At 49.5% G+C, this 23,924-nt stretch carries 22 protein-coding genes; all 22 read left to right on the top strand.

Going from position 1 to position 23,924, the window contains the following annotated elements; genetic code table 11:
• Nucleotides 1–218 precede the first annotated feature (218 nt).
• Nucleotides 219–1,202: a polysaccharide deacetylase family protein gene (locus HPT30_RS13580; protein ID WP_175371905.1), complete on the top strand. Its 984-nt coding sequence runs from the start codon at nucleotides 219–221 to the stop codon at nucleotides 1,200–1,202.
• Between the two features lie 82 nt (nucleotides 1,203–1,284).
• Complete coding sequence (locus HPT30_RS13575; RefSeq protein WP_175371904.1) at nucleotides 1,285–2,553, top strand: M16 family metallopeptidase; 1,269 nt, start codon at nucleotides 1,285–1,287, stop codon at nucleotides 2,551–2,553.
• Nucleotides 2,522–2,974, top strand: a complete 453-nt coding sequence (gene dut / locus HPT30_RS13570; RefSeq protein WP_217622374.1) for a dUTP diphosphatase — start codon at nucleotides 2,522–2,524, stop codon at nucleotides 2,972–2,974. The genes HPT30_RS13575 and dut overlap by 32 nt, the downstream gene beginning before the upstream one ends.
• Nucleotides 2,975–3,264: 290 nt before the next feature.
• A complete protein-coding gene (gene dpsA, locus HPT30_RS13565; RefSeq protein ID WP_175371903.1) occupies nucleotides 3,265–4,161 on the top strand; it encodes a dipicolinate synthase subunit DpsA in 897 nt (298 codons plus the stop codon).
• On the top strand, nucleotides 4,161–4,757 hold the full coding sequence (locus tag HPT30_RS13560; protein WP_066362032.1) for a dipicolinate synthase subunit B: 597 nt from the start codon (nucleotides 4,161–4,163) through the stop codon (nucleotides 4,755–4,757). Before dpsA ends, HPT30_RS13560 begins: the two co-directional genes overlap by 1 nt.
• Nucleotides 4,758–5,038: 281 nt before the next feature.
• Nucleotides 5,039–6,259: an aspartate kinase gene (dapG, locus tag HPT30_RS13555; RefSeq protein ID WP_175371902.1), complete on the top strand. Its 1,221-nt coding sequence runs from the start codon at nucleotides 5,039–5,041 to the stop codon at nucleotides 6,257–6,259.
• A gap of 14 nt (nucleotides 6,260–6,273) precedes the next feature.
• Entirely contained in the window at nucleotides 6,274–7,149 is an 876-nt protein-coding gene (gene dapA, locus HPT30_RS13550) for a 4-hydroxy-tetrahydrodipicolinate synthase (RefSeq protein WP_175371901.1), read from the top strand.
• A 629-nt stretch (nucleotides 7,150–7,778) separates the two neighbouring features.
• Entirely contained in the window at nucleotides 7,779–9,458 is a 1,680-nt protein-coding gene (locus HPT30_RS13545) for a ribonuclease J (protein ID WP_175371900.1), read from the top strand.
• Nucleotides 9,459–9,721: 263 nt separating this feature from the next.
• Nucleotides 9,722–10,510 carry a ClpP family protease gene (locus HPT30_RS13540; RefSeq protein WP_281364494.1) on the top strand — a complete coding sequence of 263 codons (789 nt, stop codon included), beginning with the start codon at nucleotides 9,722–9,724 and terminating at the stop codon, nucleotides 10,508–10,510.
• Nucleotides 10,507–10,719: a YlzJ-like family protein gene (locus HPT30_RS13535; RefSeq protein ID WP_175371899.1), complete on the top strand. Its 213-nt coding sequence runs from the start codon at nucleotides 10,507–10,509 to the stop codon at nucleotides 10,717–10,719. Before HPT30_RS13540 ends, HPT30_RS13535 begins: the two co-directional genes overlap by 4 nt.
• 78 nt (nucleotides 10,720–10,797) lie before the next feature.
• A complete protein-coding gene (locus HPT30_RS13530) occupies nucleotides 10,798–13,464 on the top strand; it encodes an FtsK/SpoIIIE family DNA translocase (protein ID WP_175371898.1) in 2,667 nt (888 codons plus the stop codon).
• A 367-nt stretch (nucleotides 13,465–13,831) separates the two neighbouring features.
• The gene (sleB, locus tag HPT30_RS13525; protein WP_175371897.1) at nucleotides 13,832–14,698 is read left to right on the top strand and encodes a spore cortex-lytic enzyme; all 867 of its coding nucleotides are present in this window, start codon (nucleotides 13,832–13,834) and stop codon (nucleotides 14,696–14,698) included.
• Nucleotides 14,699–14,901: 203 nt separating this feature from the next.
• A complete protein-coding gene (gene yfmF, locus HPT30_RS13520; RefSeq protein ID WP_376767035.1) occupies nucleotides 14,902–16,143 on the top strand; it encodes an EF-P 5-aminopentanol modification-associated protein YfmF in 1,242 nt (413 codons plus the stop codon).
• A gap of 2 nt (nucleotides 16,144–16,145) precedes the next feature.
• Nucleotides 16,146–17,426, top strand: coding sequence for an EF-P 5-aminopentanol modification-associated protein YfmH (gene yfmH, locus HPT30_RS13515; RefSeq protein ID WP_175371895.1), 1,281 nt, complete (start codon nucleotides 16,146–16,148; stop codon nucleotides 17,424–17,426).
• The gene (gene ymfI / locus HPT30_RS13510; RefSeq protein ID WP_175371894.1) at nucleotides 17,426–18,193 is read left to right on the top strand and encodes an elongation factor P 5-aminopentanone reductase; all 768 of its coding nucleotides are present in this window, start codon (nucleotides 17,426–17,428) and stop codon (nucleotides 18,191–18,193) included. Before yfmH ends, ymfI begins: the two co-directional genes overlap by 1 nt.
• Before the next feature lie 144 nt (nucleotides 18,194–18,337).
• Nucleotides 18,338–18,601, top strand: a complete 264-nt coding sequence (locus HPT30_RS13505) for a DUF3243 domain-containing protein (protein ID WP_175371893.1) — start codon at nucleotides 18,338–18,340, stop codon at nucleotides 18,599–18,601.
• A gap of 178 nt (nucleotides 18,602–18,779) precedes the next feature.
• The gene (locus tag HPT30_RS13500; protein ID WP_175371892.1) at nucleotides 18,780–19,547 is read left to right on the top strand and encodes a DUF3388 domain-containing protein; all 768 of its coding nucleotides are present in this window, start codon (nucleotides 18,780–18,782) and stop codon (nucleotides 19,545–19,547) included.
• A gap of 26 nt (nucleotides 19,548–19,573) precedes the next feature.
• Entirely contained in the window at nucleotides 19,574–20,545 is a 972-nt protein-coding gene (locus HPT30_RS13495) for a RodZ domain-containing protein (protein ID WP_175371891.1), read from the top strand.
• A gap of 84 nt (nucleotides 20,546–20,629) precedes the next feature.
• Nucleotides 20,630–20,791 carry a hypothetical protein gene (locus HPT30_RS13490; protein WP_175371890.1) on the top strand — a complete coding sequence of 54 codons (162 nt, stop codon included), beginning with the start codon at nucleotides 20,630–20,632 and terminating at the stop codon, nucleotides 20,789–20,791.
• Nucleotides 20,792–20,985: 194 nt separating this feature from the next.
• Nucleotides 20,986–21,477, top strand: a complete 492-nt coding sequence (locus tag HPT30_RS13485) for a YajQ family cyclic di-GMP-binding protein (protein WP_066361986.1) — start codon at nucleotides 20,986–20,988, stop codon at nucleotides 21,475–21,477.
• A gap of 335 nt (nucleotides 21,478–21,812) precedes the next feature.
• Nucleotides 21,813–22,400, top strand: a complete 588-nt coding sequence (gene pgsA, locus HPT30_RS13480) for a CDP-diacylglycerol--glycerol-3-phosphate 3-phosphatidyltransferase (protein ID WP_175371889.1) — start codon at nucleotides 21,813–21,815, stop codon at nucleotides 22,398–22,400.
• A gap of 45 nt (nucleotides 22,401–22,445) precedes the next feature.
• Nucleotides 22,446–23,732 carry a competence/damage-inducible protein A gene (locus HPT30_RS13475; protein WP_175371888.1) on the top strand — a complete coding sequence of 429 codons (1,287 nt, stop codon included), beginning with the start codon at nucleotides 22,446–22,448 and terminating at the stop codon, nucleotides 23,730–23,732.
• The last annotated feature ends 192 nt before the right edge of the window (nucleotides 23,733–23,924 follow it).

Below are 23,924 nucleotides of genomic sequence, written 5' to 3'. Positions count from 1 at the left end.
TTTTTCTCATTACACTTTTATAGTTAGTATTTAGATTTAACAATATAGGAATTAGAGGCAGGGCACCGTAAGGTGCTTTTCTTGTTTTCATCAGAGTATACTTGTGGCGATAATCCGCTGCATGCATAATTTCCTCGAATCTTTCATAGGCTGGGACAAAGCCTCCCCGCACAGCGATGTGCAGGAGAGATTGGTTTGTGCCGGAGGAGGAAAGGATCATGAAGACGGAAAAGGTCGCACTCGTGCTGGCCTGCATTGCTATAATTATTGGAATAGGGAGCACGAACGGCCCTGTGAAGGACATGCTGGTCCAGTTGAAGCCGCAGGAAGGATTGGCCGTGTGGAAGGACGAGTCAGCCATAGTGCATGATGATTTACGAAGCCAGATCGAGGCCAATGCGGCCAAGCTCTCCGCTCCACCGGTGGATGCAGTGCTGGACAGGGTATGGAAAGCCATTCCCGGTTACAATGGTCTGGAAGTGGATGTGGAATCCACCTACAGGAATGCGCTTTTGCAGCCTAAAGAGCCGCTTAAATATGTATACCGACAAATCCCGCCCAAAGTATCCTTGGATGATCTCGGGGCACAGCCAATCTTCAGGGGAAATCCAGGCAAGCCGATGGTCTCGCTGATGATCAACGTGGCTTGGGGCAATGAATATATTATTCCGATGCTGGATATTTTGGATGAAGAAAAAGTGAAGGTGACGTTCTTTCTGGATGGGAGCTGGCTGAGTAAAAATCCGGAGCTGGCTGCAGAAATGCAAAAACGCGGTCATGAGATGGAGAACCATGCCTATACACATCCTAATATGAGCAGTTTGAGCCATGCGCGGGCCACAGCTGAAATTGAGAAAACGCAGAAGCTGCTGAAGCAGACGCTGGGGGTTACGAACAAATGGTTCGCTCCGCCGTCGGGGGATTTCAACCAGCAAACCGTAGAGATTGCTGCAAGTCTGGGACTCAAAACTGTGCTGTGGACCCTGGATACGGTGGATTGGCGCAATCCTTCTCCGGAATTTGTCATTGTCAAAATCACGTCTAAAGCAGAGCCGGGTACGCTGGTGCTCATGCACCCTACAGCGTCCTCCTCCAAGGCACTGAGAGGCATGATACAAGGCATCCGCAAGAAGGGGCTGAGCCTCGGCACGGTTAGTCAAACCTTGTCAGCGGAACGCATTCTGCCCCCAGAAGTTGAGTGAGCGTTCTATTTCTGGTACGATAAAAAGCACGTTGGAAATATCATTATAGATAGAAACAGGGTTATGCCAGGAGGGCTTTCAATTGGAAAAAATAGTGTTATCGAACGGTTTGCGGGTAGTCACTGAGACCATTCCTACGGGACGCTCCGTTTCCTTCGGGATCTGGGTCAAGACGGGGTCCAGGAATGAGAAGCCTGAGAACAACGGGATCTCCCATTTTGTTGAACATATGCTTTTTAAGGGGACGGACCGTTATAGCGCCAAGGATATTGCAGAGAAGTTCGATGCGATCGGCGGCAATGTTAACGCGTTTACCTCGAAAGAATATACATGTTATTATGCAAAAGTGCTGGATGAGCATTTGCCGATAGCGGTGGATGTGCTTGCGGATATGTTTTTCCGTTCCAAGTTCGATGCTGAAGAACTGGCCAAGGAGAAGAATGTGATTCTGGAGGAAATCGCCATGTGCGAGGATACTCCGGATGATTTAGTGCATGATCTGATGTGCGAAGCGGCCTACCAGGACCACCCGCTGGCTTATTCCATTCTGGGACTGAAGGAACGCTTGCTGGAGATGACGCCAGATCACCTTCGCGCCTATATGAAGGAACAGTACACGATAGAGAATACCGTGATCAGTGTAGCCGGGAATATCAACGACGAACTGATTGATCTGCTGGAGCAGCATTTCGGCTCGTTCGACAACCACGGAACGTCTGCAGCGCTGACTGTGCCGGATTTCCATGGAGAACTGCTGTTTCATCGCAAAAAGACAGAGCAAAATCATATCTGTATCTCCCTTCCAGGCGTTCGCTCCGGCGACCCGTTGCAATATGCAATGGTGCTGATCAACAACGCGGTTGGCGGAGGGATGAGTTCGCGAATGTTCCAGGAAATCCGGGAAAAGCGCGGTCTGGCTTACTCTGTATATTCCTACCACAGCTCCCAGGCAGATAGTGGCTTGTTCACCGTGTATGCCGGAACTGCTCCTAAACAGACCAAAGAGGTCTTGGAGCTAACCAAAGAAATGTTGTATGAACTTGCGGATAAAGGGCTCAGTGAGGATGAGCTGGACAAAGGCAAGGAGCAAATGAAGGGCAGCCTCATTCTCAGCCTTGAGAGCACCAGCAGCAGAATGAACCGTATCGGTAAAAATGAGCTGATGCTCGGCAGACATGATACGCTCGATGATATGATTGCCAAGATCCAGCAGGTGACGATGAATGACATCAACGCTGTACTGGACAACATGTTCGCCGAGCCGTTGGCTATGGCCATGGTAGGCTCTACAGATAAAGCTATAGTTAATGTTAGGAGAGATGATCTTGTCTTACTTCGTTCAAATTCATAAACAACCAGGGAATGAGGATGTATCCCTACCACGTAAAATGTCAGAACAGGCCTCCGGTTACGATCTCTATGCTGCTGTTGACAGTGATGTCGTACTTGAGCCGGGTGCACGCGCGTTAATTCCGACGGGCATTTCGCTCGCCATGCCGGATGGACTGGAGGCGCAGATTCGCCCACGCAGTGGTTTGGCTCTGAAGCACGGTATTACCTGCTTGAATACACCGGGCACCATTGATGCCGATTACCGCGGAGAAATCAAGGTGCTGCTGATCAATTTAGGCCAGGAGCCGTTTGCCATTGCTCGTAATGAGCGTATCGCCCAAATGGTCTTCCAAGCGGTGCCGGCAGTGACACTGGTTGAAGTAGAGGAACTGTCTGCAACCGTTCGTGGTGAAGGCGGATTCGGGCATACAGGGAAATAAACGATAAACAAGATACAATAATAGCTACATATTTGAAAAAGCTTACGGGAGCTGTGCTGTTTAAAGCTCATTCCGTGAGCTTTTTTTGCGTTGTTAGCCGACTTATTGAGATAGCTCAGGACATTAAATCGGCGTTCCCTCAGCGTATCAACCCTGCGTGTCAACTACTGTTTGTCTTTTGCAAAATTCAGGTTTTACAGGTATTTCTACTCCGCTTTTCACCCATCCCGAATGCCCAGCATAAGATGCCTTATAGCCTTGGAGTGTAATGTGAAAGGAGCGTCATCCCTATGCTTACTGGCGTCAGGATCGTGTTCCTGGGCGGGGACGCAAGACAATTGGAAGTGATTCGGAAGTGTGTGGAAATGGATGCAACGGTAAGCGTTGCCGGGTTCGATAAATGGGAAGCCCCTTGCCCGGGGGCGAGCCTGGAACAAATGTCAGTGGCGCTGCTGGGAAATGCCGATGTGCTCGTGCTGCCAACTGTGAGCTGTGATGATGAAGGCAATATTAGTGCGCTTTTCTCTTCTGAGCCACTTAAACTGCTTGAGGAGCACGTAGCTGCTTTGCCGCCACATTGTAGCATCTATACCGGAATGGCCAAAAACTATCTGCGCAGGCTGTGTACTAAACATGAATTGAAGCTGATCGAATTGCTTGGCCGTGATGATGTGGCGATTTATAACTCCATTCCGACGGCGGAAGGAGCACTGGTCATGGCGATTCAGAATACGGATTTTACCATTCATGGATCCAAATCCATGGTTCTGGGAATTGGAAGAACTGGTTTTACGATGGCCCGGAGCCTCCAGGGGTTAGGGGCGAAGGTGAAAGTAGGCGTTAGGAGACAGGAGCATTATGCAAGGGCGGAGGAAATGGGCTGGGAGCCTTTTATGACAGACAATTTAGTGGCCCACGTTTCGGAGGCGGATCTGATCTTCAATACGATTCCGGACATGATCATTACGGCCCAGGTCCTGTCCCGGATCCCCAGACATTGCTTAATTGTTGATTTGGCCTCTGCCCCGGGTGGCTGTGATTTTCGCTATGCGGAGAAACGCGGCATCAAGGCATTGCTGGCTCCCGGGCTGCCGGGAATCGTTGCCCCACGGAGTGCCGGAATCATCATGGCAAATGCACTGGTACAGTCGATATCGGACGGGACTTTGAACAGGGGGGATGTATAATGAACTGGCACGGAAAAACAGTAGGGTATGCCATTACCGGCTCACATTGCACTTTTGCCGAGGTAATGCCGCAGATCCAACGCTTTATAGATGATGGTGCGAACGTGGTGCCCATCGTATCAGGATCGGTACTGGCAACGGACACGCGGTTTGGCACATCGGAAAGTTGGCTAAAACAGTTGAAAGATATAACAGGGAATGATATCATTTCTACAATTGTTGAAGCGGAACCGCTGGGTCCTTCCAAGCTGCTGGATGTGCTGACGATTGCGCCCTGCACAGGCAATACCACAAGCAAGCTGGCTAATGCCATGACGGACAGTCCTGTATTAATGGCGGCGAAATCGCAGATGCGCAACGGCCGTCCGCTTGTGCTGGCGATCTCCACCAATGACGGACTGGGTCTGAATGCTGCCAATATCGCGAAGCTGCTTGTGACCAAAAATATTTATTTTGTACCGTTCGGCCAGGATAGTCCTCACGGCAAGCCTAACTCACTTGTGGCCCGGATGGAACTTATTCCGGAGGCCTGCTATGCCGCTCTGCAGGGAAATCAGTTGCAGCCCATGATCATCGAACGGTTTCATTCAGCATAATTAAAGAAACGATTTGAGACTGCCTTTAACTTTTGAAGGGGAGATGCACAAGGGATGTGGTGAATGTTGATGCCACGGACCATCGACGATTGTTGATTTCATCGCTTGACAATTATACAGCTCGTCTGCTGCCGTCCTCATTTACGAGGGCGGTACAACCATTTTTCAAACAATATACCGTTGAAATCACGACTTTCGCAGCGAACATTGCTCTTCTAAAAGAGCCTGCTTTCTGCGTATTTATTAGTGTGCTTGCTTCGATAGTAATGGAGGAATAATACATGGGTATTTTGGTGCAAAAATTTGGCGGAACGTCACTCTCCACGCCTCAGGCGAGAGAGCATGTCATCCGTCATGTCAAACGGGAACTGGCAAGCGGGTATAATCTGGTGATTGTGGTCTCGGCCATGGGACGACGTGGGGAGCCCTATGCCACAGATACACTGCTGGATTGGGCTGTTCAGAACGGTAACGCGCTTGGTGACCGTGAGAAGGATCTGCTGATGTGCTGTGGGGAGATTATCTCCGCCACGACGCTCTGCGGGTTACTGGAGAATGAGGGTATTCCTTCAACGGTGCTGACCGGAGCCCAAGCAGGGTTCGTGACGGACAACAGCTATGGCAATGCCAGAATTCTGGATGTGCGGCCGGAGCGTATTCTTCGTGAACTCAGAGACCAGAAAGTAGTCATTGTAACCGGGTTTCAGGGACAGACAGAAGCCGGAGATTTCACAACGCTTGGACGAGGCGGAAGCGATACATCGGCAACTGCGCTCGGGGCGGCGCTACGTGCAGATATGGTCGATATCTACACCGATGTGAACGGAATTCTGACAGCAGACCCTCGTATAGTCGAGGATGCCAAGCCTTTGACCATTGTCAGCTATACGGAGATCTGCAATATGGCCCATCAGGGAGCAAAGGTTATTCATCCACGGGCTGTGGAAATCGCCATGCAGGCGCAAATTCCCGTTCGTGTGCGTTCTACCTTCTCCGATACGGAAGGGACTTTGGTTACGCATCCTGAGGGCTTCAATGATGTGCAGGCAGGTATCGTAGACCGTTTTGTTACCGGGATCGCTTATGTCAGCAATGTGACGCAGATTTCGGTGGAATGTCCGGATGGAAACGGGACGGGAATGCAGCTGCAGATTTTCAAAAGCATGGCGGACAACGGAATCAGCGTTGATTTTATTAATGTCACTCCTACCGAAGCTCTCTATACTGTCTTTGATGATCATTCTGAGAAAGCTATCGCAGCACTGCAGGAACTGGGTCTTCGTCCGAAGAGCTTGTCCGGTTGTGCCAAGGTATCCGTCATTGGCGGCGGGATTAATGGTGTTCCCGGCATTATGGCGCAGATCGTGGAGGCGCTCAGTTCGCAGAACATTCAGATTTTGCAGTCAGCGGATTCCAACACAACCATTTGGGTGCTCGTGAAGAAGGAAGACATGGTGCAGTCGCTGCGAGCGCTGCATGCCAAGTTTGAATTACACCGTTAAAGGAGGAATTCAAAATGGATTTCGGGAGATTGATTACAGCAATGGTCACCCCCTTCGACGAAGCGGGAGAAGTCAATTGGGAAGAAACTTCACGGCTCGTTGATTATTTGATTGAAGAGCAGAAATCCGAGGGTCTGGTCGTTTGCGGGACAACTGGCGAATCTCCGACCTTAAGCGATGAGGAGAAGCTGAAGCTGTTTGAATTCGTATTGGAAAAAGCTCGTGGACGCTGCAAAATTATTGCTGGTACAGGCAGTAACAACACGAAGCACTCTGTTCATCTGACGAAGGAAGCGGAGCGGATCGGCGTAGATGGTGTGCTGGTGGTAGTGCCGTATTACAACAAGCCTAACCAGGAAGGGCTATATCAGCATTTTGCGACCATTGCCAGAGAGACAGAACTTCCGGTTATTCTGTACAATGTGCCTAGTCGGACGGGAGTCAGTCTGAGCGCGGCTACAACGCTGAGGCTTGCAGAAATTCCGAATATCGTTGCCACCAAGGAATGTGCTTCGGTAGACCAGATTACCTGGATTGCCGCGGCTTGTCCGGAGGATTTCCATGTGTACACTGGCGATGATTCCGCAGGGCTGGCAGCACTGGCTGTGGGTGGTCATGGCATTATCAGTGTGGCAAGCCACATTGTCGGCTCCGAGATGTTGGAGATGATTGAGACGTATAATTCAGGGAATGTACGGCGTGCTGGGGAGCTTCATCGAAAGCTGTTCCCGGTTTTCAAGGGCTTGTTCGAGTCCCCGCAGCCATTGCCGAATCCCGCAGCTGTGAAATACGCACTGGGTCTTAAAGGTGTGAATGTGGGCTCCGTAAGACTTCCGCTTATTGGCCCGACAGAGGAAGAGGCCGCGTTTATTGAAGCTCTCCTGAACTGATAGTCGTGAAAGGAGACGACAGCGGCTGGAAGTCCAAACATTTTCCGCAATGCGGATTTAACCTCAAGTAAGAATCCTAAGTTCAATCTTTAAGTTTGTAACAAAAAATGACTATCTTCAACCGGTTCTCCATGTGGGGAGCCGGTTTTTTACAATATGAAGGGCGTTTTTTTATAAAATAATGGCGATGTTTTGAGGAAAGAATAGAGATACGGATTGGACGACTTGTCTTTTGCCAAAAAAATCATGTATAATGATGTTAAGTGACTGGGTGCGGTTAAAATTAAATATGCGGTAATCTTCCGTCAATGTTATACATTGTGAGACAGGATAGGTCCTTGAATAAGTCTGTTCAGAGCATGGCAGGGGCTTCGCGCAAGGGGCGCGGCGGTGAATTTTGACGGTTTGACCGCTTCAATGGTGCACTTCATTGCCCGGGTTCGGGAGCTTTCGCATTGCATGTTTATATAAGGTCTTACGGAATTTTCCTGTCGATTGAGTGGAAGCTATCGGCTGTTTGAAGAATGTATTCATTTACAGAATGTATTCAACGCCGCTGAAATAATGAAGTTTCAGTATTTAAAAAATAAAATGTATGACGTCCAACATCATAGGAGGGTTAGATTCATTTGTCCAAGAAAAATAACAATGATAAATTAACGATTTTCGCTTTGGGCGGAGTCGGAGAAATTGGTAAGAATATGTATGTCGTTCAATATGGTTCCGACATCGTCGTAGTTGATGCGGGTTTGAAGTTCCCGGAAGAGGATATGCTCGGCATTGATATCGTCATTCCGGATATCTCGTATTTGACAGAGAACCGCGACAAGGTTAGAGGAATCGTGTTGACACACGGACACGAAGATCACATCGGCGGTCTTCCTTATGTCCTGAAGAATTTGAACGTTCCGGTATACGGAACCAGACTGACTTTGGGCCTTGTAGAGAACAAGCTTAAAGAAGCTAATCTGCTGGGTGAAACCAAACGGATTCTGATCAACGAAGATTCAGAGATCCAACTGGGGAACTCACTGAAGGCAACCTTCTTTAGAACCAACCATAGTATTCCCGACTCTGTCGGCGTATGCATCGAAACACCAGAAGGTAATGTCGTGCACACAGGTGACTTCAAATTCGACCACACCCCAGTCAATGGTCAATTTGCGAACCTGCACCGGATGGCTGAAATCGGCCGCAAGGGCGTACTCGCTCTGATGTCCGACAGTACCAATGCTGAGAAACCGGGCTTTACACCTTCGGAGAAGAATGTCGGCATCGTGCTTGAAGATATTTTCCGCAAGGCAGAGCAACGTGTTGTGGTTGCAACTTTTGCTTCCAACGTACACCGTATCCAGCAAGTTGTGAACGCCGCTGAATCCACTGGACGTAAAATTACAGTTATCGGACGCAGCATGGTTAATGTTGTATCTATCGCTTCTGAGCTTGGTTATTTGCATGTACCGGATGGTATGCTGATTGAGCCTGAAGAAATGAACCGGATGGCTGCTAACCGCGTAGTGGTATTGTGCACGGGTAGCCAAGGCGAGCCGATGTCAGCATTGACTCGTATGGCACGCTCCAGCCACCGTAAGGTGGATATCCTGCCGGGCGATACCGTTATTATTGCGGCAACTCCGGTACCGGGTAATGAGAAGTACGTAGGCCGTACCATTGATGAACTGTTCCGTCTTGGTGCCAACGTTATTTATAGCGGCTCCAATTCCGGCGTTCACGTATCCGGTCACGGTAGCCAGGAAGAGCTGAAACTAATGCTTAACCTGATGCAGCCAAAGTATTTCTTGCCGATCCACGGTGAATTCCGTATGCAACGCAGACATGCGCTTCTGGCAGAGTCCGTGGGTGTAGACCCAGCGAACATTTTCATCACAGAAATTGGTGAAGTTGTTGAGATCCAGGGCGGAGCAGCACGCAAAGCAGGCAAAGTAACTGCCGGCAACGTACTGATCGATGGTCTGGGTGTAGGTGATGTGGGTAACATCGTATTGCGCGACCGCAAGCTGCTGTCTCAGGATGGTATTCTTGTAGTTGTAGTTACCCTAAGCAAGCAAAACGGGGCGATCGTCTCCGGACCTGACATTATCTCGCGCGGATTTGTATATGTGCGGGAATCGGAAGGACTTCTGGATGAAGCGAACCGGATCGTCTCCAGCACGCTTCAACGCCTGATGAGTGAGAAGGTCAATGAGTGGGCATCCCTCAAGACCAGTGTTAAAGATTCGCTCGGCCGTTTCCTCTATGAGCAAACACGCCGCAGACCGATGATCCTGCCAATTATCATGGAAGTGTAATATACACTTACTTTCAGTTTAACTTATAAATCAAGCCTCTCTCTCCCGGAAATATTGGACGGTTTCCAGGGAGAAAGAGGCTTTTTTGCGCCCATTTCAGCAAAATCTATTATGGTGATGCTTTTTTCGTGTCTTGCGTTGCAGTTTCATGCCTTGGTATGTGTCCTGTATTTAAAGCCGCTGAATAACAGGGTGCCCTGAAATGTCATACTAGGATAGTTAATATGACTGAAGCACTTAACGGAAAGGGCGTGTCAGGAATCATGAATAATATGACAGGTAACAATGCGGGGAGCAATGAGGAAACCATGCCAGGGCAGGATACACCAGAGCCAGGTCAGGCACTTCCTCCCGGTGCCGTAGGAACATTGAAGGAACTGGGACAGACGGCCGTTCCGGCAGCGGAACCGGATATTTTTTGCATCACCATTATCGGGCAAATTGAAGGGCATATTGTCATGCCTCCGCATAATAAAACAACCAAATATGAGCATATCATTCCGCAACTCGTAGCCGCCGAGCAGAACAAAAGTATCCATGGCCTGCTGATTATTCTCAATACTGTAGGCGGCGATGTCGAGGCTGGACTGGCTATTGCGGAAATGATTGCTTCGCTGACCAAGCCGACGGTGACGGTTGTGATTGGTGGCGGACATAGCATCGGCGTTCCGATTGCTGTAGCCTCCAGTTATTCAATCATCGCCGAAAGCGCTACGATGACTATTCATCCGATTCGCATGAACGGTCTTGTCATCGGCGTGCCCCAAACTTTTGAGTACATGGAGAAAATGCAGGAGCGTGTGGTCAAATTCGTCACTTCCCATTCCCGCATTACGGAAGAACAATTTAAGGATCTGATGTTCAAGACAGGAGAACTCAACCGGGATATAGGAACAGCCGTCGGCGGGTTAGATGCGGTGCGATACGGGCTGATGGATGAGGTTGGAGGGATCGGTGCGGCGCTTAGTCGTCTTAATAGCATGATTGCGGAGCGATCAGGTCCCACGACGGCGGGCACGAACGTACCGCTGCATGGAGGGATACCACAATGACCTTGTTCACAGTGATGCCTATGGAGCAGGTGTGGGAGGGAGCATTAACTACCGGTTCAGGACAGCTTGAAGTCCACTATCAGGGCATGCTTATGCAGGTGGAGCCTCTAGACGAAGGGCGTGCGCGTATTGTAAGGCTGCTGAATTGTCCGCTTGCCACATATCTTGATTCTTCGCTCGCCCCCGGAGCGATTATTTCATTAACATAATTACTCAATATATGACAAAACAGAACATAGGTACGCCACGCCATTATATGGTATAATGTTGTTCCGGGGGTGTATGGTGTGGCTAAACGTAAACAGAAGAAGAAAAAAGCGCTGCTGGGCAGTGTTCTAAAATATGAAATCTATGGAATTATGCTCATCACCATATCTGTCATTGCATTATCCGGAGAGGCTGCAGTGGGACGTTCTCTTTCCAGCCTGGCCGGCTATTTGCTTGGCAGATTTTATTTTGTATTGCCACTGGTTGGCATATTTTTAGGTCTAATGGTGATGATTCACAGGAGATGGCCATCTACCTGGAACAGTCGCCATACTGGTGTACTGCTTCTTGTAATGTCTATGACCTTGATGAGCACTATTTCCGCGATGGAGCAGAAGCTTGGACCGTTAAATATGCTGCATCCAGGCAATGTGTTCACCCAAATACATAATGACCTTAATGGCTCACTTACTCCTGCAGCTAATAGCAGCAGTGTATATATGCTGGGCAAAGATATCAGTGGAGGATATCTGGGCGGTCTAGAATATGCGACTCTTTTGTGGCTGTTCGGAAGTCTCGGGGCCAAGCTGTTAATGATTGTGATGCTGGCGATCAGCTTCATGTTAATCACCAATCTGTCCTATGTAGAGCTGTTTATGCTGTTGCGTGTTCGTGCGGTTAAGCTGGCTGAGGATCTGCGCAAGCGGGCGGCTAACCGTCCGCAGGCTGTGCCTGTATCAGCCAAGCCTTCCAGGGCCAAAGCTTCTGCTCCGCGTCAAGTTCCTCAAGAGATCGAGGATGACGAGGAGGATGAGCAGCAGCTGCCGAGACGGAAGGCACCGCTGCTGTTCCAGAAGATCTCGCAATGGACCTCTGGTGCTTCGCGTGAGCAAGGGACGGGAATTCCGGTGAAAGGCGAAGATATTGAATATAATCCTGCTGACGGTCCGATTATCTCGGGGCTATCCTCAGGGGTACCTGTTTCTCCGTATGACGAAGTGGAGGAGGATTTCGACGATGAGGCCTTTGACACACCAATTATTCGTGATTTCTTCCAGCATATCCGTACGGAAGGCTTGAACGACGAGGATCGTGAGGAGTGGAGCGAATTCTCTCCGGCAGCAAGAAACGGTATCAAGACAGGTTTACAGGAGCCAGAAATTATTGCTGATCCCGGGGCAGATGTCAGCGAGACTTTCGGAGCGAATGCCGCAGAGGGATCGCCGGGTCTTACCGAAGTAGAGGGGCTTGTGACCGCGCCAGTTTCGGATATGACCGAAGAGGGAGGAACTCTGCCTGCTTCTCCGCCACCACCACCTCCGAAGCCGTACAAGCTGCCTTCGTTCAGGCTCTTGTCGAAACCGAATAATGGCGGCAAAGCTGGAGACCAGAATGATTATATGCAGACAGCCCGCAAGCTGGAGGCTACGCTGGAGAGCTTCGGAGTTCGAGCCAAGGTATTAGAGGTGGTTCGCGGTCCTGCGGTTACGCGTTATGAGATACAGCCGGATATCGGGGTGAAGGTGAGCCGAATCGTAAACCTCACGGATGATATCGCATTGGCTCTGGCGGCTAAGGATATTCGTATGGAGGCACCGATTCCGGGTAAATCCGCGATTGGAATTGAGGTGCCGAATCCGGAAGTGTCCGTCGTCACCATGCGTGAGGTCATGGAGACCCAGACCTTCACCGAAGCAGAGTCCAAGCTGTCCATTGCCTTTGGACGGGATATCTCCGGACAGACGATTATCGGCAATCTGGCGAAGATGCCCCACTTGCTGGTGGCCGGTGCCACCGGCTCTGGTAAATCTGTTTGTATTAACGGTATTATTACCAGTATTTTATACAAAGCGAAGCCTAATGAAGTTAAGTTCCTGATGGTCGATCCCAAGATGGTGGAACTGAATATTTACAACGGGATACCGCATCTTATGGCTCCGGTTGTCACTGATCCTAAGCGGGCCAGCCTGGCCTTGAAGAAAATTGTAGTGGAGATGGAAAAACGGTATGAGCTGTTTTCCAAATCCGGTACCCGGAACATGGAAGGCTATAACAATCTTATGAAGGACAATCCGGCTGCTGTACTGCCGTATATCGTTGTTATTGTGGACGAGCTTGCTGATCTCATGATGGTAGCCGCGAACGATGTGGAGGATGCTATCTGCCGGCTGGCACAAATGGCCCGGGCGGCGGGAATACACTTGATCATCGCGACCCAGCGTCCTTCAGTGGATGTCATTACTGGTGTGATTAAGGCCAATATTCCATCACGGATTGCCTTTGGTGTATCCTCACAGGTGGATTCACGGACCATTCTTGATATGGCTGGTGCCGAGAAGCTACTAGGTCGGGGAGACATGCTGTTCATGCCGATGGGCTCCTCCAAGCCTATTCGCGTTCAGGGAGCTTTTATGAGTGACCAAGAGGTGGAGACGATCGTGCAATACGTCAGCAGTCAGGGTGAAGCCACCTATGATGAATCCATTGTGCCTGAGATTGATGATAGCGGAGCCCAAGAGGATGAACCGCAGGATGAATTGTACGAACAAGCGGTACAAATTGTTCTTGAAGCCAAGCAAGCATCCGTATCGCTGCTTCAGCGCCGCATGAGAGTCGGTTACACCCGCGCTGCGCGCCTAATTGACTCAATGGAGGCCCGCGGGGTGATCGGCCCTTACGAGGGCAGCAAGCCGCGTGAGGTGCTGGTCTCGCTGGAACAGTATCAGCATAACCGTATCAGTTCATAACAGAATTATTGACGCATTGAACAACAACATGAGAAGGCCCGCTCCAGGACAGGATAATCTGTTCTGGAGCGGGCCTTTTTTAACCTTACAGGAAGCAACGTTTTTACTTGTCACCACTATACTTGGCAAGTACCTCGAAAGATATTGATTCTGCTTCTGCACCTGTTGAAACATCAATTTTCTGCTGAATCAATTCAGGAAACGGTTTACCCCAAGGTTACTTTATTCCGGCATAGATGATAACCATTCTCATTAGCGACGAATTCCTGACCCTTCTCCACTGCCATGCATAGGAAGAGCTGACAGTCGTCATAATAACTTTAGCCATCCATGCAGAACTTACAAGAGAAAGGTAGAGCGATGCCCTATGAAGAATAAGAAGCTATGGTTACTTGCCGTACTGACCCTTGCTATAACCACCGCCCCTTTTGCAAACAGCATCATGTTCAGTCAAAAGAGTGCTGCAGCACGTAACGTGGAGAGCAACAGCGTTTCTCCTTCCCAAGAGGTGAGCAACTATGAGCAGGAAGCTTTACCGGCTTTTAGCACAACAACTGTTAAATACGGAGCTTCCGGCAAAGATGTATACGAGCTGCAGGGCCGCCTGAAATTCTTGGGTTATTACGATGGGGCGATAGACAGCCAGTTTGGCTCTACGACCCTGGAATCTGTGAAGTGGTTTCAGTGGAAATTCGGTATGCCGGCTGATGGTGTTGTAGGTGCCAAAACCAAACTGAAGCTGTATAACGCGACAAAAGACTGGAAGCCAACGGAACCGCCAACCGGTACTGCCTCCAAGGCTCCAAGTGGCGGTGCGGGGAAAGCAGATAATAATTCGAATAATACCGCAGAACTGTCGTCGGGTAACACGATGGGCCTCTCGGAAAATGATCTTAAGATTATGGCAAATGCCGTATACGGGGAATCCCGCGGTGAGCCTTTTGAAGGTCAGGTTGCTGTTGCTGCCGTTATTCTGAACCGTGTGAAGTCACCAAGCTTTCCGAATACGCCGTCCGGTGTAATCTTTCAGCCTGGTGCATTCACAGCCGTAGCCGACGGCCAGATTTATCTGGAGCCGAACGAGCAAGCGCGTAAAGCTGTGCAGCAGGCCCTCAACGGCTGGGACCCATCCGGGGGATGTCTGTATTATTTCAACCCGAAGACGGCGACCTCCAAATGGATTTGGACTCGTCCGCAGGTAAAAACAATCGGGCAGCACATCTTTTGTATGTAAAAGAGAACTGACCGCCTGCTTATGCAGCGCTCAAGCTGAATAATCCGTAAGAGCAACCGGGGCCTAACCTTCGGTTGCTTCCTTACTTTGGAATGGTTTAGAATGGAAAGTACTTCATAAACATGATGTATAGCATTTATCTACGCTGTAAAGGAGTTTTGGACTTGACTAATAATGGTTTTCAACATGGCAGCGTCGCAGGCATGCGTATTCACGTACTGCCGACGAAGGCGTTCAAGACCTTCGCCATCTCACTTTATGCCGGCGTTCCGCTCAAAGAAGATACCGTAACTCCAACAGCGCTGGTTCCTTTCGTGCTGCGTAGAGGTACGGCCTCCTACCCGGAGACGACTCAGTTCCGTGAGCAGCTGGAAGAGCTGTATGGCGCGGGTTTCGGTTTTGATGTATACAAAAGAGGCGATTACCAGATCGTGCAGTTCCGTATGGATACGATCAATGATTCCTTTGTCCAAAGTAAGGAAAGTCTGCTGGGCGAGTCCTTTGCGTTCCTGGGCGAAGTTTTGACGAAGCCCGCGCTGGAGAACGGAACTTTCCGTCCGTCCTATGTTGCTACAGAGCGGGAAACGGTCCGCAAGAAGCTGGAAGCTATCGTGAACGATAAAATCCGCTATGCGGCTGAACGCTGTATCGAAGAAATGTGCCGCAATGAACCTTACCGCTTGCACCCGCTGGGACAACGCGCTGATCTAGACGGCATTACGCCGGAGAGTCTGTATAAGTCATACAACTCTTGGCTGGATGGAGCGATCCTGGATCTTTATGTGGTAGGAGATACGACCCCGGAAGAGATAGAGAAGCTGGTTAAGCGTCATTTTGGCCGTAGCGATGCTGCTGTCGCAGCGTATTCTTCCAATTTCAAACCGGTATCCGTAAGTGAAGTCCGTACGATAGAGGAGAAGCTGGATGTCAGTCAAGGCAAGCTGAATATGGGGTTGCGCACTTCAATTACTTATAAGGACGATACTTATGCGTCAGCCTTGATGTATAATGGGATTTTGGGCGGCTACCCGCATTCCAAGCTCTTTGTTAATGTGCGTGAGAAGGAGAGTCTCGCTTATTACGCTTCTTCCCGTTATGACGGACATAAAGGGATCGGAACGATTCAGTCCGGTATTGAGATTCAGAATTACAGCAAAGCGGTGGATATTATCCGCCAGCAGCTTGACGAGCTGAAACGCGGTAACATTAGCGATCTGGAACTGAATCAGACCAAAGCAATGATTCGCAATTTGCTCTCGGAGATTCAGGATTCCGCCTTTGAGCTGATTTCATTTGATTTTAACCGCCAGTTTTCCGGAAAAGACCGGTCTGCGCAGGAACTGCTGACGCAAGTGGAACAAATCGGATCTGGCGATGTTAAGGCCGCTGCGGAATCGTTCCAACTCGACACGATTTATTTCCTGACAGGGCAGAAGGAGGAATAGCGGTGGAACAGTTACGTTACGACAAGCTTCAAGAGACATTATATCATGAGGTGATGGACAATGGATTGCAGGTGTATGTACTGCCTAAGCCAGGGTTCCGTAAAACCTACGCGACATTTGCCACTAAATACGGATCGGTGGATAATCATTTCCGGGTAGCCGGCGGGGAAGAAACCACGGTTCCTGATGGGATTGCCCACTTTTTGGAGCATAAAATGTTCGAGGAGCCGGAAGGCGATATTTTTGCTACCTTTGCCTCCAACGGTGCTTCCGCGAACGCATTTACAAGCTTTGACCAGACGGTCTATTTGTTCTCGGCAACGGAGAATATTGAGACTAACCTTAGCACTTTAGTTGATTTTGTGCAGCGGCCTTATTTCACAGATGAGAATGTGGAGAAGGAAAAAGGCATCATCGGTCAGGAAATCAATATGTACGCCGACAATCCGGACTGGCGCGTCTATTTTGGCCTTATTGAAGCCATGTATGACAAGCATCCGGTTCATATCGATATCGCCGGGACCATTGAGTCTATCGCGACCATTACGAAAGAGACATTGTATACGTGCTACAATTCGTTTTACCATCCGAGCAATATGTTGCTGTTCGTCGTAGGTGGTGTTGAGCCGGAAAAAGTTTTCGAGCTCATCCGCAGCAATCAAGCGGGGAAATCTTATGATAAACAGGGCGATATTGAACGCATTTTTGAAAAAGAACCAGAGCAGGTAGCCACCAAGCGCAAAGAGAGCAAACTGGCTGTCTCCATGCCGAAGTGTCTGTTCGGTTTTAAAGAGAAGGAACTCGGTCTTACTGGTGAAGCTGCTGTTCGGCGTGATCTGACGACCAAGCTTATGCTGGATCTGCTGCTGGGCAGCAGCACGGCATTGTACCAGAAGCTATATGACGAGGAATTGATCTCCGACAGCTTTGGTCATGAGTTCAACAGCTCGCCGCAATACGCATTCTCCGCTATTGGCGGCGATACGAAGGACCCTGATTTGTTGCTGAAGCGGATTAAGGAAGAGATTGAACCGCTACTGCAATCCGGATTTGCCGAGAAGGATTTTGAGCGGGCACGCAAAAAGAAAATCGGCGGCTATCTTCGCATGCTGAATTCACCGGAAAATATTGCTCATGAATTCACCCGCTACCAGTTCCGTGGTGGAGATCTCTTTGAAGTGCTTCCGCTATATGAATCCATCACACTGGATGAAGTCAATGCACGTCTGCGCAGCCACGTAGATTGGGAACAGTTGGCGGTTTCGCTGGTGGTGAGCCCTTAATGCCGTTTCAGGGAGAGAACAGCAAGCCGATTGGAGAAATGACTGTGCTTATTACCGGCGGAAGCGGGGGAATCGGCGGCGCTATTGCCGAACGTTTTGCATCGGTGGGCATGAATATTGTAATCCATTATATGAACTCTCATGAAGCGGCGAATGACGTTGCCCGCCGCTGCATGGCCCTGGGGGCAAGAGTGATGACAGTGACTGCGGACGTCAAAGACCGCAGTCAGCTTTTGCGTATGGCGGAAAGACTGGAGAGCTGCGGACTTCAGCCAGACATCCTCGTTAACAATGCCGGCAAAGCTCACTACGGGATGCTGGCAGACCTTTCCGAAGAGGAATGGGATGAGATTATGGCGGTAAATTTGAAGGGGACATTCCTCTGTAGTCAAATTTTCATGCCGTATATGGTTTCACAGCGTTTTGGGCGAATTATCAACGTGTCCTCCGTGTGGGGGATTTCCGGGGCCTCCTGTGAGGTGGCCTACTCCGCCAGCAAAGGCGGCATCAATGCTTTCACTAAGGCGCTGGCCAAAGAGCTGGCGCCTTCCGGTGTCACGGTGAATGCTGTGGCGCCAGGTGCGGTGAATACGGCGATGCTGGCGAATCTGGAGGAGGAGGAAGTGCGCATGCTGGAGGAAGAGATTCCTGTTGGACGGCTTGGAGCGCCTGATGAAATCTCTTCGCTCGTATATTTTCTGGCACTGCCTGAATCCGGATATATTACAGGACAAGTTATCAGTCCGAACGGGGGCTGGATTACCTAAAAGTTTCGGGCTTGGAGAAAAGCTCCAGCATAAGAACTCCGTATCCGAGACATATTATTACTGTTGATTTTAAATCTCACGCAAGACGGCGGTTCTTTCGCTTTAGACGAAGGGATTGACCGTAAACATGAAGGAGGATTTAAGATGTCAACAGAGAATACGGTAATCAAAAACTTCGATACCTGGAAAAAATTTCTGGGTGAACGGGTCGTTCAGGCCGAGAAGATCGGGATGAGTGAAGACACCATCTCTAAGCTGGCGTTTGAAATCGGGGAATTCCTCGACAACAAGGTAGATCCAGCGAACTCTTCGAACCGGGCGATCAAAGAGCTGTGGGATGTCGGCAATGACGAAGAGAAGCAAACAATTGCTAAACTCATGGTCAGACTGGCGAAAAAACACGCATAAGCTCGCGGAAAAAGCTCCCCTCGGGGAGCTTTTCTGTAATTATTACAGTACTGACCTTGCCTTTCATTTTTTTTTTATATATCATTAACATGACCCGTGTAATGCAGCGCCTTGTCGATTCAGAGGTTTTTTTGACGTCTGGACAGGTGCAGGGAAAAGGAATCTATGAGGTGTACAAGTGGAACATAAACAGTGGTATATGGAATATAAGATACATAAGAACAGACCTGGTCTGCTCGGTGATATCGCTTCTATGCTCGGGATGCTGGAAGTCAACATTATTACGATTAACGGTGTAGAAGGCAAGACTCGGGGGATGCTGCTCGAGACGAACGATGAAGAGAAGATAATGCTGATGGGCGAGATGCTCAAAAAGGTTGATAATATTACCGTTACGGCTTTGCGTCCTCCACGGCTCGTGGACAAGCTGGCTGTTCGGCATGGACGATATATAGATCGGGATTCGGATGACCGCAAGACGTTCAGGTTCACGAGGGATGAACTGGGGCTTCTGGTGGATTTTCTCGGAGAGCTGTTTAAGCGTGAAGGCAATCAGGTAATAGGACTGCGTGGGATGCCTCGTGTAGGCAAGACGGAGTCCATTATTGCTGGGAGTGTCTGTGCAATGAAGAGATGGACCTTTGTGTCCTCGACACTATTACGGCAGACCGTGCGCAGCCAACTTGCAGAGGATGAGATGAACCCTCATAATGTGTTTATTATTGACGGTATCGTCAGTACGATCCGTTCCAATGAGAAGCATTACAATCTGCTGCAGAACGTGATGAGCATGCCGAGTACGAAGGTTATTGAGCATCCAGATATTTTTGTGCGTGAATCGGAGTACAGCTTTGATGATTTTGATATCATTATTGAACTGCGAAATTCTCCTGCTGAGGAGATTTTGTACGAGACATTCACCGGAAGCTACAATGAGGACCTATAAACATGAGAGAACAAGGAGGTGATGGTATGTCGGAACTGGGCCGGCAATTGAAGGAGGCGCGCCTGCAAAAAGGTATGAGTCTTGACGATGTCCAGGAAGTTACGAAGATCAGAAAAAAATATTTGGAAGCCATCGAGGCGGGGGATTATAAGGTGCTCCCTGGAAGTTTTTATGTCCGGGCGTTCATCAAAACCTATGCGGAAGCAGTGGGGGTTAACCCTGACGAGCTGTTAGAGGAGCATGGCAATGTACCAGCACCTCCAGTGGAAGCCACCCCAATGGAAACGGTCATTCAAAAGCGCAGCCGCAGACCTGAGACGGAACGCAACGCCAAGTGGTTGCCAACGCTATTAATGTGGACTTTTCCAGTCCTGATTATTGTTGTCATCTATATGTACGCATCTAATCTGAATAAAGGCGAAAGCAATCAGGTGGACCCGACTAAGGTAACGGATGCTCAGCAGGACCCGGCGACAGCTCAGACTCCGCCGCCAGCAGCGGGCAATACAGCCAAGCCTGCGGCCACCGAGGGCACTACCAGCGTGGAACCTACGCCGGAGCCTACATTGCAGCCTACCCCTTCGCCAACGCCGCCTCCACAGGCCGTTACGGTCACTGAGGATCGCAAATCAGGCAAGAGCACAGTCTTTAAGGTGTCTGCCCCTCCAGGAAGTGCGGTGCAGGTGAAGATTGCAGCTAACGGAGTCAGCTGGCTGGAAGTCTACAAAGGCTCTAACTCCAAGGGTGAGAAGCTTTCCTTCGGTAATACTGCTGCGGGAGATAATTTGACATTTACACTTGATAGCACAGGAATGTACATCAAATCGGGCTATTCGCCAGCAACAATCATTACGGTTAATGGTCAACAGGTGACAGACGGTAAGTCTTCGTCCCGCATTTTGCTTGAGCTGGATGAAGCATCCGGCAGTAATGGTTCTGCGAACAGCGGTACAACGGATAGCGGTGCAACGAATTCGGAAACCACTTCAACCGAGTAAACGGCAGGAATGCATAGGCTTTGGCTTTTTGGGGAACATAAGAAGGATTTACAGTTCTCACGCCAAAGCGAGGTGTATTCTATCATGACTGTCAGCTGGATTGTAGCAGGGCTAGGTGTAATCGTTACGCTCCTGGGATATTACCTGACACCAAATGCCTGGGGTTATGGAATCCTTGGGTTCGGACTGGCGCATATTGTGCTGGGGATTCTGGACATGTTTCGGTCACCTTCCCGCAGCCGATAGGTCCTGCATTCAGGGAATCAAGCGTCTCCCGAGCCTTCGAGCCTCCGGGAGGCGTGTTTTTGTAGGGAATGGCAAAGCTCCACACTGTGGGGCTGTTTTGCATGTCGGGTCATTGTTTTCTTCCATAATTAGACTTGGACAAATCTTTCTCATATAATAATAAAAGAATAAATGTAAGCAAAGGACGTGAAGTAATGGCTTCGGAAAGTTCGTTTGACATTGTATCAAAAATGGACATGCAGGAATTAACCAATGCTGTTCATCAGACAGAGAAGGAAATCGATAATCGGTTTGACTTCAAAAACAGCAAAAGCAGTTTGAAACTTGAGAAAGATGCGCTTATTATTTCCTCTGAGGATGAATATAAGCTGAACGCTGTCATCGACATTTTGCAGTCCAAGATGGTGAAACGCGGCATTACTCTCAAGAACCTGGATTTCGGAAAGGTTGAGCCTGCGTCACTGGGAACAGTACGTCAACGCCTGGGCCTGAAGCAGGGGATTGATCAAGATAACGCGAAGAAGATCAATATTCTGATTCGTGATTCCAAGCTGAAGGTGAAGAGCCAGATCCAGGGTGACCAAATCCGGGTAACTGGTAAAAGCCGTGATGATCTGCAACAAATCATCCAAATTCTGCGCAAAGCTGATTTGCCGCTCGATTTGCAGTTTAACAATTTAAAGTAAGATACCTGTGCCCCGCTGTGCTGTACCAGCACACAAGCTTGCGGGGTGCTTTCTGTTTTTGTTGGAAGAGAGGGTATAAACATCCCGGATTCTCATCATCATAGCAAGACGGGGAATTGTTACTTTTGTGGCTCAAATTACATATGGATATTGCAGCAGTTTTTTGAATAGATAGAGAGAGTAGAATCCAGCCAACTGTCCATGGTGCCCACAGTATTCCGGGATAAATGAGATAGGGCAGCCGCTATTGCCTGCGGCCGTTTTATGGCTATAATATACTTGCGTAAGAAATAGTTAGAACAAGATTCGGATGATTGATTAGGGGAGGAACTTCAGTGAATTTGCCCAACCGCATCACGCTTGCTCGTATTTGTCTTATCCCTATTATGATGTTTTTTTTGCTGGTGGATTACAGCTTCTATCCGGAGCCGCTACACTGGGGCTCATTCCAGCTTTCTGTTAACCATCTGGTAGCGGCGGTGATTTTCTTGCTGGCAGCTAGCACGGATGGAATAGATGGCTATATCGCCCGGAAATATAATATGGTCACTAATCTTGGTAAGCTGCTTGATCCGCTCGCGGATAAGCTGCTGGTTACCGCTGTGCTTATTTCGCTAGTGGAGCTGGGCAGATGCGATTCCTGGATCGCCATTGTCATTATTAGCCGCGAATTTGCAGTCACTGGGCTTCGTCAGGTTGCACTGCTGGAAGGCAAGGTAGTAGCTGCCAGCAAATGGGGCAAGATCAAGACGATTGTTCAAATTGTCGCCATCTCACTGCTGCTGCTTAACAATTTCCCGTTTCAGTTCATCAGCATTCCGGTCGACGATATTGCTATCTGGGCCGCAACGTTGATCACGATCTATTCGGGGATCGATTATTTTATCAAGAACAAGGATTTGCTACAGCTCCATAAAGCATAATAATCGAACGGTTCACTCTATATAATCAGGAGGCTTCAGCCCGTTATGAAAGCAGAAATCATCGCAGTCGGCACTGAGCTTTTGCTCGGCCAGATCGTCAACAGCAATGCCCAGTTCTTATCAACGGAGCTTGCTGCGCTAGGAATCGATGTTTATTTTCAGACGGTAGTCGGAGACAATAGCAACCGCCTGCAGCAAGCGATCGAAATTGCCCGGAGCCGTGCGGATCTGATCCTCTTCACCGGCGGTATCGGCCCCACCGAAGACGATCTTACCAAGGACGCTCTGGCTGCGGCGCTGGGTCGTGGTTTGCATATCGATACCTTGGCCATGGATCATGTACAGCGCTTTTTTGACGCACGTAAGATCGTAATGACAGAGAACAACCGCAAGCAAGCTTTGATTATTGAAGGCACAACTCCACTTCCCAATGAGATTGGCTTGGCTGTGGGCGTAGCTCTGGCGCATGAGGATAAGTATTATATTGTTCTGCCTGGACCTCCGCGTGAGATGAAGCCAATGTTCACGGACAAGGCCAAACCATGGCTACTGCAGCATGCGCTGACGGACGAAATGCCGATTTACTCGAAAATGCTCAAGTTTGCCGGTATCGGTGAATCCTTGCTGGAGGACAAGCTGATTGATTTGATCCGCAATCAGACGGATCCAACGATTGCTCCCTATGCCAAGGAGGGCGAGGTGACGGTCCGCATTTCCACCAAGGCCCCTTCCGAGCATGACGCGCTGAAGAAGCTGGATGTTCTGGAAAAGCAGATCAAGGATATCCTTCCGGAACATATGTATGCGAACATTGACGTACCTCTGGAACAATTGATTGTGGACTGGATGGCGGATGCAGGGCTGACTTTGAGTGCGGCGGAGAGCTGCACTGGCGGCCTGCTGATGGAAAGCATTACGAATATTCCCGGCAGCGCGTCGATGTTCGCCGGTGGCATCGTTTGTTATTCTAACGATATTAAGAAGAAGCTCCTGAACGTACCGAGTGATTTTCTGGAGGGCACCAATGCTCCGGGCGCCGTTAGCCGTGAGGTTGCTGAGGTGCTGGCCGAGCAGGTGAGAATGATTGCGGACAGCGATTTCGGACTGTCGGTTACCGGCGTTGCCGGACCGGGTTATTCTGAACGCAAGCCGGTGGGACTCGTCTTTATCGGAATTGCTGAGCGGAACCGCAAGACTGAAGTGTTTGAGCTGAATCTGCAGGGTACACGTGAGAATATCCGGCTGCGTTCGGTAAAAGCACTGTTGTATCGTCTCTGGCGCAGGCTGGAGGAGCGGCAGGTGGAGACTCCGCTGGAAGGCTCCGACTTGTAATCTCTTTGGAAGACGTTGTATAATTGACACATACGGAAGAACCGTGGCGCAGAGCTTTCTATGCCGCGGTTTTTTGTTTGAGAATCAGGGTAAGATGCATTCTCCTGGCCGCGAAGCTCTTATTATTTGCAACCGGAAGGGGGCTTACAATAAAAGGGAGAGATAGGCTGGAAGTCAAAAAAAACGAATGTA

It is taken from the genome of Paenibacillus agri, assembly GCF_013359945.1.
GTDB classification, from domain to species: Bacteria; Bacillota; Bacilli; order Paenibacillales; family Paenibacillaceae; genus Paenibacillus_AQ; species Paenibacillus_AQ agri.
Note: the sequence above shows the minus strand (reverse complement) of the source record. Positions and strands in the feature narration are given on the sequence as shown.

What these genes read in the sequence shown, in the direction of transcription:
- dapG (WP_175371902.1), top strand. Translation starts at nt 5,039, where the DNA reads ATGGGTATTTTGGTGCAAAAATTTGGCGGAACGTCACTCTCCACGCCT.
- HPT30_RS13490 (WP_175371890.1), top strand. Translation starts at nt 20,630, where the DNA reads ATGACTGTCAGCTGGATTGTAGCAGGGCTAGGTGTAATCGTTACGCTC.
- dapA (WP_175371901.1), top strand. Translation starts at nt 6,274, where the DNA reads ATGGATTTCGGGAGATTGATTACAGCAATGGTCACCCCCTTCGACGAA.
- HPT30_RS13505 (WP_175371893.1), top strand. Translation starts at nt 18,338, where the DNA reads ATGTCAACAGAGAATACGGTAATCAAAAACTTCGATACCTGGAAAAAA.
- HPT30_RS13580 (WP_175371905.1), top strand. Translation starts at nt 219, where the DNA reads ATGAAGACGGAAAAGGTCGCACTCGTGCTGGCCTGCATTGCTATAATT.
- HPT30_RS13475 (WP_175371888.1), top strand. Translation starts at nt 22,446, where the DNA reads ATGAAAGCAGAAATCATCGCAGTCGGCACTGAGCTTTTGCTCGGCCAG.
- HPT30_RS13560 (WP_066362032.1), top strand. Translation starts at nt 4,161, where the DNA reads ATGAACTGGCACGGAAAAACAGTAGGGTATGCCATTACCGGCTCACAT.
- ymfI (WP_175371894.1), top strand. Translation starts at nt 17,426, where the DNA reads ATGCCGTTTCAGGGAGAGAACAGCAAGCCGATTGGAGAAATGACTGTG.
- HPT30_RS13535 (WP_175371899.1), top strand. Translation starts at nt 10,507, where the DNA reads ATGACCTTGTTCACAGTGATGCCTATGGAGCAGGTGTGGGAGGGAGCA.
- yfmF (WP_376767035.1), top strand. Translation starts at nt 14,902, where the DNA reads ATGCGTATTCACGTACTGCCGACGAAGGCGTTCAAGACCTTCGCCATC.
- HPT30_RS13495 (WP_175371891.1), top strand. Translation starts at nt 19,574, where the DNA reads ATGTCGGAACTGGGCCGGCAATTGAAGGAGGCGCGCCTGCAAAAAGGT.
- HPT30_RS13485 (WP_066361986.1), top strand. Translation starts at nt 20,986, where the DNA reads ATGGCTTCGGAAAGTTCGTTTGACATTGTATCAAAAATGGACATGCAG.
- dpsA (WP_175371903.1), top strand. Translation starts at nt 3,265, where the DNA reads ATGCTTACTGGCGTCAGGATCGTGTTCCTGGGCGGGGACGCAAGACAA.
- sleB (WP_175371897.1), top strand. Translation starts at nt 13,832, where the DNA reads ATGAAGAATAAGAAGCTATGGTTACTTGCCGTACTGACCCTTGCTATA.
- dut (WP_217622374.1), top strand. Translation starts at nt 2,522, where the DNA reads ATGATCTTGTCTTACTTCGTTCAAATTCATAAACAACCAGGGAATGAG.
- HPT30_RS13540 (WP_281364494.1), top strand. Translation starts at nt 9,722, where the DNA reads ATGAATAATATGACAGGTAACAATGCGGGGAGCAATGAGGAAACCATG.